Source organism: Flammeovirgaceae bacterium SG7u.111, assembly GCA_034044135.1.
In the GTDB taxonomy this organism is placed as follows: domain Bacteria; phylum Bacteroidota; class Bacteroidia; order Cytophagales; family Flammeovirgaceae.
Map to the genome: position 1 here is coordinate 1787127 of CP139021.1, position 12162 is coordinate 1799288.

Sequence of the window (12162 nt, forward strand, 5' to 3'; positions counted from 1 at the left end):
TCTACCCGATGGCTTTTCAATTAACAATCCTAGCGCCTTTATGTATATTATACAATGTTGTAAGTCAAAAGCAAAACCCAGTATGGGTTTCATAATTGTAGAAACCTGCGGTATAAAGAACTCAACGCCGTAGGTGTTGCAAAAAAATAATTAACATAGGTCTATGAAACCCCTAACGGGGTTGTATTTAACTTCAATTATGGAATCTCTGGGATTCTTTTCTTAAAAGCCGTCGGGGTAGAGTACAATACGGGTTACAGCCCTAGGAAATTACTTTTCGATCAGCAACTGATTGATGCGATAAATTTGGAGGGCACGAAATCGGCTTATCAACATCGAATTGCAAATGCTAGCGACTTTACCTTTGTATTTGTGGGTGACTTTGAGGAAGAGAAACTACTCGATTTGGTCAAAAAATATTTGGGGAATATTCCTGCAGATATCACTGAAAAAGTGGCAGATCATCAGATGCGACCTAAAAAAGGAATTGCAAAAGTACATGTATCCGAAGAGATGGAGACTCCCCAAACTACTGTTAGTGTATATTTTAATGGGAAAATACCTTATTCGAAGGAGAGCAATATAGAAGCTTATATGGTAGGGGAATTACTTAACAAACGATATATGGAGCGAATCCGAGAAGAAGAAAGCTATGGCGTAAGTGTAGGTGGTGATGTGGCATCTGTACCAGTTGGGAATTACAGCGTGAGTGTGGATTTCGATTGTAATCCTGACAAGGCAGGTGAGCTACTTAAAATTGTTTATGCTGAACTGGAGGAAACTAGGAAAGGTGGTAGATTCATCTGATTTTTTCTGTTTTGCCATTAATGAATCTTCTGATCTATCAATCAGCAAAGACAAACTCCAAATCAATGCCGTCATGCCCATATTCACAATCTGTGATAAATAGGGATCCATGTCGTCATTGTGAGCATAGAATTCTGATTGAAAGACAACGGTAACAATCAAAGTCAAGCAAGCCAAGAAACCGAAACCATGGGCAAGAGCTCTTGCTTTCCGCGGGAAAGTCATGTAGGGCAAGATGATTATCAAAAAACAAACGGTGGTAATCCCTGAGGGGTATCCAGACAAATAAAGAAATACGAGAACTGAAATGTATGCTGAAATAGAAAGCCAGACTGAAGCAACTACCCGCCTGCCTTTTTGGTTTAGAAACAATACCAGCAGAAACATCAAGCCTAGTATTACATTCCATACCGCACTTGTTGTTTCCGAAATGGATATGGCAATTGACATCCATATCGTGTTAAACAGAACCCCTAGAATTGCGGCTATGTTGGAGACCCGTAGGTACCTTTTCTCAGTTACTGAGAATTCCTCGCTTACACCAATATCAGAGATTCTTTGAAAAAGAGTTCCCTTTGTATCATCAATAGGCATTTAGTTATTCTTGTTTTCTTTAGATTATCGATTGCTTTTTAATTGTAGATAATATCCGTATATCAATACAATTCCTGACGCCCGCCGTATTTGGGTGGGCATAACCTACTGTTTCTGTTATTCCCCTTATACTTATCCCTATAAATATAGTGCAGAAGAATTGGTTGCTGGAGGGGAAAGTGTATTCTTTTTCAAAAAAGCACCTTCTATTACTAATGGAGGATTGGCTCAACCGCTCGGCTCTAGCCGAGTGGCAACTATTTGCGTAGCCTCTGGCTACCGTTGAGCGAGACGCTCAAGAAATATTCCTCACACGGCAGGAGCCGAGCGAGAGTAAAGTGATGGCCTAAAGCGGCTCTTCATGCTCACCATTGTTAGCGCATGTTTTTATTTTCATTCTGTTCAAAAAAATTCTTAACCATCTTTTTCTGTTCTGGATTTAACAGGTTGTAATTGAATTCAGTTAGTTCGTTTATCTCCAACTGATTAAAATACTTGTCATGTAGTTCAACTAATCGATCCTTTGAAAGTGGTTCGAATTTTATTTTCAATTCATCTCTTATTATTTCTAGAAATAATCGTTCTTTGTCAGTAGTTTCGGAATCTGGTTTCGAATAATATTTAATGGTATCGCCTTCATCATATGACAATTGTTCTATTGCAAACCATCCTACGTGATAACCTAATGATAAAAATTCTTCAAAGCTTTCAGCAACAATAATGTTGTTTTTATTCGACATTGGTACTGTCATGACGATTGGACCATCGTTTATTTCTGAATTACCTTCGGTAATAAATCCGAAATGAACACCCTCGCCTCCTGTTGTTGCGAAAGTCATCGAGTTTTTAGGTGTACAGAAGTAATTATAATTTTCTAATGGTCTGATAGGAATAAGTCCACAATAATCAACATGATTAAACCATTTCTTTCCAAACCGTTTTTTAATCAGTTCGTCAAATCTCCAAAAGTCTTTAATTCCAATCATTACTATTATGTCCAAACCAAATATGCGCTAACATCCGTATATCAATACAATTCCTGATGCCCACCGTATTTGGGTGGGCATCACCTACTATTCTTGTTATTTCCATTATACTTATCCTCTAAATATAGTGCAGAAGAATTGGTTGCTGGAGGAGAAAGTGTATTCTTTTTCAAGAAAGCACCTTTTTTTACTAATGGAGGACTGGCCCAACCGCTCGGCTCTAGCCGAGTGGTAACTATTTTTGTAGCCTCTGGCTACCGTTGAGCGAGACGCTCAAGAAATATTCCTCACTCGGCTAGAGCCGAGCGAGAGTAAAACGTTATGCTTTTTTAGTCTTTGTTGCCATTCTTTTTAACTATTTGACGAGAATTCAGATATTAATCTACATTTATCGCATTTGAAAGCATAAAAAACGTTAGGAACTACTCTTTCAACTAACCAATCATCTCCACAATTAGGACATTTTCGTTTTTTGTCTTTTTTCTTCCCCCAAGCTCTGTAATTAAAAAGATAATAATATGTTGGAATGCCAGTAACTTCTTCTATTTTTTTACAACACTCAATACCTTGTTTACTCAATTCACTATTGTTACTTTGTAATTGATTTTGAGCCCATTTTTCCCCAACTGCTCCATTAAACCAAAGCCCTTCAATTCTCACGTAATTGTTTTCCCAAAAGTTTATATCGCTATAACATTCTTCATCATAATAGGTATATGGTATTTTATATAATGGAATTTGTTTTAACGAAACTCCTTCAATTAATGGAGAAAAACGTGCTGTTTTGAGAATTATAAACTCTTTCTTTTCAGGAATTTGTATTTCTCCAAATTCAGGGTCTATTTCCAAATAATGAAACTCCATTAAGCAACTTAATTCTTTCTCAATTTTAGACCTCCATTTATTGGCATATATAGTAGAGTTAGTTTCTTTAAATGAATCAGGTTCAGGGCAAAATAAATTTAAGCTTACACCATTTTCAATAGATACATATTGCCATTCTTCATTAATAATTTGTCTCGAATCATAAAGTGATTGGAAATAGAAATCAGCTATTTCAAAAAATTTCTCTGTTCCAACATTCTTACCTATAATATTTAGCTTTACTATATGCATTCCTCCAATGAATGGTAACATCCGTATATCAATACAATTCCTGATGCCCGCTGTATTTGGGTGGGTATCATCCACTTTTGTTGTTATTTCCATTATACTTATCCTCTAAATATAGTGCAGAAGAATTGGTTGCTGGAGGGGAAAGTGTATTCTTTTTCAAAAAAGCACCTTCTATTACTAATAGAGGACTGGCTCAACCGCTCGGCTCTAGCCGAGTGGTAACTATTTGCGTAGCCTCTGGCTACCGTTGAGCGAGCGAGATTTCCATCAACCTTTTCCCTTTCTCCTCCCAATTTTTTAAACTTACGGCTCAAACATAGCTGAACATCCTTGAAATCAAATTACACCTCTGTTTTTGCCACTTTCGATCCCTATCCTTCTTACAAAGGCTCAGCCATCCACATTGAAAAAGTGACGGAGACGCTGTCCCAAGAATTTCCCGACACGCTCTTGCTCAGCCTAGGGCGACATTTGGACAAGCCTTTTCTCCCTTCCATCACGCATATAGAAGCTCCGCTCGAAGAACCGAACTACCTCAAAAGGGGCATGGCGTTTTCCGCTTGGGCAGATGAGGTCTTGGCGCAGCAGTACAACTTGAAAATTGGGCATTTTAGGGATATTTGGAGCGGATTGCCCATCATCGCCCGCCCGCATGTCACCAGCGTATTCGAGGTGAACGGGCTGCCTTCCATCGAGCTGGTGAACAGGTATCCGTTCATTGGGCAAGATACGGTAAGCAAAATCCGGGCAATGGAAAATGAATGCTTGGAGAAAAGCCAGCTGATCATTTGCCCCTCGGAAACTATTAAAAAGCACCTTCTTTCCAGAGGGGTTTGGGCAGGGAAAATACGTGTAATTCCCAACGGAGCGGATATTCCCGAGGCTAAGCCTAGGCCAGAAGGGCTGCCCGAAGAGTACATCGTTTACTTTGGGGCGTTGCAGCCTTGGCAAGGGGTGGGCACGCTGCTCAAAGCCATGCAGTACCTACGGGATAAACCCCATTTGAAATTGGTGATTTGTTCTTCTCACAAACCCAAGTTTTCGCGCCCTTTCCAGAAAATGGTGGAAAAGTTGGAAATAGGGGAGCAGGTAGTTTGGAAATACCAGCTGCACAAAGATGTTCTCCATCAGATACTCCAACATGCCATGTGCAGCATAGCCCCGCTTACCGAATGCAGCCGGAATTTGGAGCAGGGCTGCTCTCCTTTGAAAATCTTCGAGAGCATGGCTTGCAAAACACCCATTATAGCTTCAGACTTGCCGGTGATAAGGGAAATATTGGCACCTGACGTGGAGTGTAAGCTGTTCCGAGCAGAACGACCAGCAGACTTGGCAAGGTGCATCCGTCTACTGAGCGACTATCCAAGCCTTCGGAAAGAAATAGTAAAAAATGCTTATACTAAGTTGATAAAAAATTATACTTGGGATATAATTAACAAAAAATTATCGGCAATTTACAAGAATATAGATCAATTGGTTTATTAGACAATAACAACATAAAACATGAGTGCAGCCAAAGTTAGATACAGTGATTTCACCCCTGAGCAAAAGCAGTTTGTAGATGAAAAGACATTGAGCGCCACAATGAAAATTAGTAGGTGGCTTGCTTTCCTAAGTAAAGTTTCCAGGTTCGATAAGGAGAATGACGGTAAGATCAAGAAACTGATGACTGTTGGTATAGTCAGTTTTGTAGTAGCTGTTGTGTGTTTCATTGTAGCCATGGTTTCCGAAACATTGGTGATTGCAGCGGGTTCGGTATTGCTGATAGCGGTTGGAATTGGGCTGTTTGTATGGAGAAGCCAACTCAAAAAAAACGATATAAATGATTACCTCAGGTTATTCTTTTTGCCTGTTTTACACGTGCTTGAGGCAAAATCTGGAAGCCAAGCCAAGCTTTCAGCAAGTTTGGATTTTAGGATTCCGAGAAAGGCGCTCACTCCCGAACAAAGCAAAGTAGGTGTAAGAAAGCTGAAAGCCTACTCGCCCAAGTACGTAGCTGCTAAAGTTACCATGAAGGATCAATCGGTCTTGGAATTTGCCGTAGCCGATGAGATTAAGGATTTTTCGTGGACGAAAACAAGTGCCAGTGGGAAAACGAAATTTAAGAACAAATCGAAGTTTGTGCACCAATGCCTCATTAAAATGACCTTGGCTAAGTCGGAATATACATGGCAAGGAACTACCGCTCCAGAGATGACAGTGGAGGAGCATAATGAGACGTATATTGTAAAAAAGAAAGTTAAGCTGAAGACCGAGGGGAAAGAAAACGTACTGAAGGTAAATGCTTTTTTTGGGGCGATGCAAAGTATTTATGAACAGTTTGATGCTAAAAATCCTGCCAATCAGGCTAATGCGGATGCTGAAAAACCACGAAGGGAAAGGGAAGATGGAGAGCATGAAGAATATTACGACGATAGAATGGACATGATGGTATTGCCCTACATCTGGTACGGCAGCCAGTTCGACCAGTACGATTACGACAGCGTCGAGTACATGGAATCTGGCGATTACGCCATGGACGATGATTCGGTTACCGCTTTTGATAGTTGAGGAGGAAAATATGACTTTGTGAAAAAAAATAATGCTGGCGCGAGCGTCTCGCTCGTGTCCTTTCTTCATGCCATGATCCCCTTGAATTGTCCCTTAGTTGCCAGTTCTGTTTTAACGAGCAACTAGTAACCAGTAACTAGAAAAATGCCCAAACTACTTTGGCTTACAGATAATTACCCACCCCAGCGAGGGGGAATGTCCCAATCTTGCGACCGGATTGTGAATGGACTGAGGTGTGCTGGCTTTACCATCGAAATCATCCATTTTGTAAATAAAGGAAGGAAACTTGCCCGAAAGCAACAGCAAAATGGAGGCTATACCGCCATGCCTTTTGCAGGCAGCGAGGCGCATGTGCTCAACCTGACGTGGAACTACATTAAGACGTTGGGCGAGTTTGACTATATCGTCTGTTTTGGAGGCTATTTGTCCATGATCGGCGCGCCTGTTTTTTCCAAATGGTCAGGTACTGCCTTGGTTACGCTGATTCGGGGCAACGACTTGGACAACTCCATTTTTACACCCAGAAAGCGTAGCGTGTTGGAAGATGCACTTCGCCAGTCCGAGTTTGTATTCACCGTCAGTAGCGATAAGGCGGAAAAGGTGAGGAAATGGCTTGGGCACGAAGCGGTTCATTATATCCCTAATGGGATCGATAAAAAAGAATGGATTCCCACCGCAAGTGAAACAGACTTTGCCCAAACTTGGAAAGAGACCAACAGTGCTGGCAAGCTTACCTTGGGGCTTTTTGGGCAATTGAAAGATAAAAAAGGGCTGGATTTTTTCCTCGAAGCTTTGCGCAGAACGAGCTTGGCAGAAAAAGCACATTTGCTGCTTATAGGCGAAATAGAAGAGTATTTGATGGATGAACTAGAGCAAATGGCTTGTACCTTCACCCTTCTTCCTTTCCATGACCGCTACGAGCTGATGAAATACTACCTCTGCTGCGATGCCTTGGTGATCCCTTCTTTTTACGACGGCATGCCCAATGTGTTGCTAGAAGCTGGAGCTTTAGGGAAAAACATCATAGCTTCCGAGGTAGATGGCATGGCAGACATACTCGAACACGGGAACGATGGGTTGTTGTTCGCACCGGGAAATGAAGACGAATGCCGAAAGGTTTTGTACCAATATTTTGCGATGCCCGAGGAGGAACGAAACCTGCTAGGCGAGCGCTTGAAATCAAAAATTGAAAACCAATATTCTCAAGAACATGAAATCGAAGCATATAAAAAATTCCTTGCCTAAAGCTTTTATAGCGCTTGTTTTACTAGCTTTTTGTGCTTGTTCCGATAAAAAAGAGTCTGTACAAAACGAAGAGCAAGTCGAGCAATTAGCCACTCCGGATGCCGCTCCTGTCAGTTCTGTTAAGGAGTTTTACATTAGTAATAAGGAGAATATTTCTCTAGCAGTTGTTACGGTTGATGGCCCAAGTTTGAACATCAACGTAGGAGGGGAAATGTTGTTTGGCGACCTAAAAGGGGAAAAAAGGAAGTATTACGATCAGCAGAACCAACTCGTCTATTCGGTGAAGCACAAAGCTGGGGAGTCTTTTAAACTGCGGGACAAGGACGAAAAGTTGCTTTGGAAAGTGAAGGTTGCGGGTGATAAAGTTAAAATAGCCAACAACGAGGAAATGACGAATCCTTACCAAATAAATGTGTACGAAGAGGGAAGGGTGAAATTGAAATTGGGAGAGGAAGATCGGGGCAGTATTCGGTACGAAAAAGGTGCTGCTATGATGGAAGTGAACGGAACATATTTCTTAAGAAATTTCACGGGTTCTCATGCTCCGGGTGTGTTGATGATTTCCGAGATGGATGAAACGGAGAAGTTCGTGATTTGCGCTGAGCTAGCAAAGTTGGGGAAATGATCGCTTTTTATGGGTTTGGCGGAGGTTTCGGTCACTTAACTAGAATAAGGACATTTATCGATACCTATAAAATTACCAGCCCCGTCCTTATCCTTACAAATAATCCGGCTGCTTTCAGGTTATTCAAGCAAGCAGAAATAGCCTTTCTACCTTCTCACTTACCTTTTGAGAAGGCTTCCTTGCGATGGCTAGTAGAAAAAGTGCTAGCCGAAAACGAGCTTGAAGCATTTTACATAGACGTATTTCCCTGCGGTTTTTTAGGGGAACTTTCCAACGAGTTTTTTAGGGAAATTCCCGTTCACCTGCTGTGCAGAAGGTTGAAGTGGAATAAATATGCACCGCAAGTTACGAATGCTCCGCTTGCTATTAGCAAAGCCTATATTTTTGAAGAATTGGAGAACGAACACCAGCAGTTCATTGCGGAAAACTCCTCTCATTTGCTAAATGCATCCCTTCATTTCCCCTCGCCAGCGAACAAGCCAAGTGCCGTGGAAAAACTCAAAAAGCCCATTTGGTTGGTTGTCCACACCAGCCAGCAGGAGGAGCTAGAAGTGTTGATAGATCATGCGCAAGATTTGGCGAAAATAGAGCAGGTAGAGCCTGAAATAGTGATTCTGTCCGACCTATCGGTAGAAATTCCGACCAATGCTCATTTGCTTTCGGAAGAAAATCCTATTGACTGGTTTCCTTATGCCGAGAAGGTTTTTACCGCAGCGGGTTTCAATACTTGGTATCAACTGCAGAGATGGAGAGAGAAACATATCGCTATTCCCTTTCCCCGAAAGTTCGACGATCAGTTTTGGAGAATAGCGAATGTGTAGGTTTTGAGTAAAGGGGCTAGCTTTCTATAAAAATAAGCGCTTCTACTAGTTCCTTTTCAGTGTCAATTCCCTTGCCCAACTTTTTGAAATAGCCTTTCAACTCCGATTTCTTTTCGGGGAAAAGCTTCATTACAGCACCTTTGCTCAAGCCTATTTTTTCGTAGCCATTTTTGGTTTTTATGTAGAGTTTATCTGTTTTTTGGTATTCGTCATATGTTTTTCCTTGCGCATAGGCGCCCTCGTAGTTAGCTTTTTTATAGATCACATTGGTCTTTTTTACCAACTTCGTTTCACCATCGTAAAGCACTTCGCAAAATAACTCTCGCCCCTCTTTTAAACCTAGTTCCGTAGGTTTGAAACGCACAAAAAGTGCTGCCCCAGAGTTGCCTGTTGCAACGAATTTCTTTATTTGTGTACTGTATAAAATTCTCACCGTCTTGTTAGGAGAAAGGAGGTGTATCTCATCGTTTTCTGCATTATAATTCAACTTCAGTCCCTCCTTGTATTCCGTTCCATTTTCCAAGTAAATTTCACAAGGTATCCATTCCTCAAACAAAAAAGGAGATCCTTTCACGCCTTCGTAGCGGTTATCGAAGCCCAATGCTCCCACCGTGTTTGGCGTGAGGGTTCCTATCTGGTTCAGGTTTGTCTGCGCATCCAAGGTATTGGTTTGGGCAATTGCAAACGAGCTTGATATTATCAGTAAAGTTACGAGTACGAGCTGTTTAGTAGTTTTCATTCTATGTATAGTTTTGATTGAAATATACGACAATACTATTTATTAATCTATAACAAAGAAAAGTTGTTTTGCTGATTTGATAAACCTGTAAGGTTTTTTAAAACCTTACAGGTTTGATTTGAATGTTTACGGCTAGCTTTTTACTAGCTTTGCGACTTCTAAAAATATAGATTATGATTTCAGTTGATAATTTAGCCGTTGAGTTCAGCGGTTCTACCTTGTTTAGTGAGGTGTCTTTTGTGGTAAACCCTACCGATAAAATAGCCTTGATGGGCAAAAACGGTGCGGGTAAATCGACCATGATGAAGATAGTGGCGGGGGAGCAAAAGCCTACCCGTGGGCATGTGCGTGCGCCCAAAGATGCGGTAATTGCTTATTTGCCACAGCATTTGCTCACCGAAGATAATTGTACGGTGTTTGAAGAAGCAGCCAAGGCTTTTAAGCAGGTGTTTGAAATGCGCGACCAAATGGCGGAGTTGAACCATGCCCTCGAAACCCGAACAGATTATGAAAGCGCCGAGTACATGGCCATCATTGAAAAAGTTTCTGATTTGGGCGAAAAGTACTACCAGCTAGAGGATGTAAATTACGATGCTGAGGTGGAAAAAGCCTTGAAGGGTTTGGGTTTCAAGCCTGAGGATTTTACCCGCCAAACTAAAGAATTTAGCGGTGGGTGGCGGATGCGAATTGAGCTAGCGAAGATTTTGTTGCAAAAGCCTGACCTGATCTTGCTTGATGAGCCTACCAACCACATCGACATAGAATCGGTGATCTGGCTGGAAGATTTTTTGGTGAACAAGGCCAATGCGGTAATGGTCATCTCTCACGATAGGGCTTTTATCGACAATATTACCAATCGCACCATTGAGGTGACGATGGGGAAAATTTACGATTATAAGGCGAATTATTCGCATTACCTCCAACTAAGGGAAGACCGCAGGCAGCACCAGATAAAAGCATACCAAGAGCAGCAGAAGTTTATAGCCGACAACATGGCTTTTATAGAGCGTTTTAAAGGAACATATTCCAAAACCAACCAAGTGAACTCTCGTGAGCGGATGTTGGAAAAATTGGAAAAAATAGAGATTGATGAGGTAGATACTTCGGCTTTGAAGCTCCGTTTCCCGCCAGCTCCTCGTTCGGGCGATCATCCTGTAACAGTCAGCGATGTATCCAAATCGTATGGGGATAAAGTGGTATTCAAAAATGCGAGTATGTCTATTTCTAGGGGTGAAAAGGTTGCTTTTGTGGGAAGGAACGGAGAAGGGAAATCGACCATGATCAAAGCTATTTTGAAGGAGATAGAGGTAGAAGGGACGTGCCAGTTGGGGCACAATGTGAAAGTGGGCTATTTTGCCCAAAACCAAGCTTCTTTATTAGATCCTAATCTGACTATTTTCCAAACTGTAGATGAGGTAGCCGAAGGAGATGTCCGTACCCAAATCAAGAATATCCTAGGTGGGTTTATGTTCCAAGGCGATGATATTGACAAGAAAGTTAGCGTACTTTCGGGTGGGGAAAAAACAAGGCTGGCGATGGTGAAGCTCTTACTTGAGCCTGTAAACTTGCTCATATTGGATGAACCGACCAACCATCTCGATCTGAAGTCGAAAGATGTGCTCAAGGAAGCGCTAAAAGCTTTTGATGGTACGCTGATTTTGGTTTCCCATGACAGAGACTTCTTGAAAGGGCTTTCCCAAAAAGTATTCGAATTCAAAGACAAGCGGGTAATTGAGCATTTTGAAACAATTGACGCTTTCTTGGAGCGCAATAGGATCAAAAGCATTGCCGAGATCAACCTGATGAAGTAGGGGTTAAGTATCTTTCAAGAAATCATAAAAGGAAAAGCGAAAGCTTTTCCTTTTTTTGTACTAAGCTATTCAGAATGCCCATAAAAATATTTGCTTATTCTGTAACAAAACCTACTGTTTGTTTGGCGGATTCCCAGCTATTTTCTACATTGAAAAACTAACCTCAAAAACCGGTGCATACAAACAGACTCTCCAGCCAGCTGCATTTCAACCATTTCAGAGTATAAACTCCGCTAATCTAATAGGTTACAAGTTCTATTCTGTAGCGAATTTCAATACAATTCTATCATCTCATAACACTAAAAAAAGTAAAATTATGGCTAAGAATTCCTCGGCTGTGAAAAGCCAGTTAAAAACAATTGAACAATTTATAAAAGATATTCGCTTGCAAGTGCAAGAAGAGCGGAGTAAAGGACCAGAGCTGAAAGAAGAGTTGTCGGAAAAGCTTGTGCAGGCAGAGCTGAAGCAAGCAGGCATACGAAAAAAGATAAAGTCGGCGAAGGAGCAGAGCAAGAAGAGAAAAAAGGAGATAGATGAGTGGAAAAAATGGTACAATGAGATTGAGCAATTGGACAAAATGGAAGAGTTGAAGCAACTCAATGAAGAAGTAGCTTGGCGGGCTGCCGATATAGCGAAAAAAGAAGGAGAGATTAATGCGAACTATGTAAAGCTTTTGGAGTCGGAAGGGGAATGCGAGCAACTGAAAATCCGCTTGGAAGCACTAAATGAAGTTCCAGCCGATGTGGAAATAGACGAAGACCCTCGCCTGAAAGACTTGCTGGGAGAGCGAGATACACTCAAAGCCAAATTGAGCAAAAAAGCTTAGTACTTACCTCGCTTCTACCGCAATAGAAGCACTTTTTTATTC

At 41.4% G+C, this 12162-nt stretch carries 13 protein-coding genes; 10 read left to right on the plus strand and 3 right to left on the minus strand.

What is annotated here, in order from left to right:
• Positions 1-306: 306 nt before the first annotated feature.
• From R9C00_07060 to R9C00_07070, 3 genes are all read left to right on the plus strand, one after another.
• Entirely contained in the window at positions 307-807 is a 501-nt protein-coding gene (locus R9C00_07060) for an insulinase family protein (protein WPO37203.1), read from the plus strand.
• A gap of 307 nt (positions 808-1114) precedes the next feature.
• On the plus strand, positions 1115-1369 hold the full coding sequence (locus R9C00_07065; protein WPO37204.1) for a hypothetical protein: 255 nt from the start codon (positions 1115-1117) through the stop codon (positions 1367-1369).
• 126 nt (positions 1370-1495) lie between these two features.
• Complete coding sequence (locus tag R9C00_07070) at positions 1496-1687, plus strand: hypothetical protein (protein WPO37205.1); 192 nt, start codon at positions 1496-1498, stop codon at positions 1685-1687.
• An 88-nt stretch (positions 1688-1775) separates the two neighbouring features.
• Here the strand turns inward: R9C00_07070 and R9C00_07075 are convergent, their stop codons facing one another.
• Together R9C00_07075 and R9C00_07080 are read right to left on the minus strand one after the other, a co-directional pair.
• Positions 1776-2387, minus strand: coding sequence for a hypothetical protein (locus tag R9C00_07075; GenBank protein ID WPO37206.1), 612 nt, complete (start codon positions 2385-2387; stop codon positions 1776-1778).
• A 351-nt stretch (positions 2388-2738) separates the two neighbouring features.
• Positions 2739-3596: a DUF2310 family Zn-ribbon-containing protein gene (locus R9C00_07080; protein ID WPO37207.1), complete on the minus strand. Its 858-nt coding sequence runs from the start codon at positions 3594-3596 to the stop codon at positions 2739-2741.
• Between the two features lie 237 nt (positions 3597-3833).
• On the opposite strand from R9C00_07080, the gene R9C00_07085 reads away from it, so the two are divergent.
• The 5 genes from R9C00_07085 to R9C00_07105 all read left to right on the plus strand — a co-directional run bounded on the left by R9C00_07085 (position 3834) and on the right by R9C00_07105 (position 8744).
• A complete protein-coding gene (locus R9C00_07085) occupies positions 3834-4988 on the plus strand; it encodes a glycosyltransferase (protein WPO37208.1) in 1155 nt (384 codons plus the stop codon).
• Between the two features lie 18 nt (positions 4989-5006).
• On the plus strand, positions 5007-6053 hold the full coding sequence (locus R9C00_07090) for a hypothetical protein (GenBank protein ID WPO37209.1): 1047 nt from the start codon (positions 5007-5009) through the stop codon (positions 6051-6053).
• Positions 6054-6197: 144 nt separating this feature from the next.
• The gene (locus tag R9C00_07095) at positions 6198-7298 is read left to right on the plus strand and encodes a glycosyltransferase family 4 protein (protein ID WPO37210.1); all 1101 of its coding nucleotides are present in this window, start codon (positions 6198-6200) and stop codon (positions 7296-7298) included.
• On the plus strand, positions 7264-7923 hold the full coding sequence (locus R9C00_07100; GenBank protein WPO37211.1) for a hypothetical protein: 660 nt from the start codon (positions 7264-7266) through the stop codon (positions 7921-7923). The genes R9C00_07095 and R9C00_07100 overlap by 35 nt, the downstream gene beginning before the upstream one ends.
• A complete protein-coding gene (locus tag R9C00_07105; GenBank protein WPO37212.1) occupies positions 7920-8744 on the plus strand; it encodes a hypothetical protein in 825 nt (274 codons plus the stop codon). The genes R9C00_07100 and R9C00_07105 overlap by 4 nt, the downstream gene beginning before the upstream one ends.
• A gap of 16 nt (positions 8745-8760) precedes the next feature.
• On the opposite strand, the gene R9C00_07110 is transcribed toward R9C00_07105, so the two are convergent.
• The gene (locus R9C00_07110) at positions 8761-9483 is read right to left on the minus strand and encodes a hypothetical protein (protein WPO37213.1); all 723 of its coding nucleotides are present in this window, start codon (positions 9481-9483) and stop codon (positions 8761-8763) included.
• A 173-nt stretch (positions 9484-9656) separates the two neighbouring features.
• Between R9C00_07110 and R9C00_07115 the strand changes: the two genes are divergently transcribed.
• Both R9C00_07115 and R9C00_07120 read left to right on the plus strand, forming a co-directional pair.
• The gene (locus R9C00_07115) at positions 9657-11294 is read left to right on the plus strand and encodes an ABC-F family ATP-binding cassette domain-containing protein (protein WPO37214.1); all 1638 of its coding nucleotides are present in this window, start codon (positions 9657-9659) and stop codon (positions 11292-11294) included.
• A 316-nt stretch (positions 11295-11610) separates the two neighbouring features.
• A complete protein-coding gene (locus R9C00_07120) occupies positions 11611-12120 on the plus strand; it encodes a hypothetical protein (protein ID WPO37215.1) in 510 nt (169 codons plus the stop codon).
• The last annotated feature ends 42 nt before the right edge of the window (positions 12121-12162 follow it).

Excerpts from the sequence above, each read along its gene's own strand:
- R9C00_07065 (WPO37204.1), top strand. The coding sequence starts at position 1,115 with ATGTATGCTGAAATAGAAAGCCAGACTGAAGCAACTACCCGCCTGCCT.
- R9C00_07075 (WPO37206.1), bottom strand. The coding sequence starts at position 2,387 with ATGATTGGAATTAAAGACTTTTGGAGATTTGACGAACTGATTAAAAAA.
- R9C00_07080 (WPO37207.1), bottom strand. The coding sequence starts at position 3,596 with ATGGAAATAACAACAAAAGTGGATGATACCCACCCAAATACAGCGGGC.
- R9C00_07090 (WPO37209.1), top strand. The coding sequence starts at position 5,007 with ATGAGTGCAGCCAAAGTTAGATACAGTGATTTCACCCCTGAGCAAAAG.
- R9C00_07095 (WPO37210.1), top strand. The coding sequence starts at position 6,198 with ATGCCCAAACTACTTTGGCTTACAGATAATTACCCACCCCAGCGAGGG.
- R9C00_07100 (WPO37211.1), top strand. The coding sequence starts at position 7,264 with ATGAAATCGAAGCATATAAAAAATTCCTTGCCTAAAGCTTTTATAGCG.
- R9C00_07105 (WPO37212.1), top strand. The coding sequence starts at position 7,920 with ATGATCGCTTTTTATGGGTTTGGCGGAGGTTTCGGTCACTTAACTAGA.
- R9C00_07110 (WPO37213.1), bottom strand. The coding sequence starts at position 9,483 with ATGAAAACTACTAAACAGCTCGTACTCGTAACTTTACTGATAATATCA.
- R9C00_07115 (WPO37214.1), top strand. The coding sequence starts at position 9,657 with ATGATTTCAGTTGATAATTTAGCCGTTGAGTTCAGCGGTTCTACCTTG.
- R9C00_07120 (WPO37215.1), top strand. The coding sequence starts at position 11,611 with ATGGCTAAGAATTCCTCGGCTGTGAAAAGCCAGTTAAAAACAATTGAA.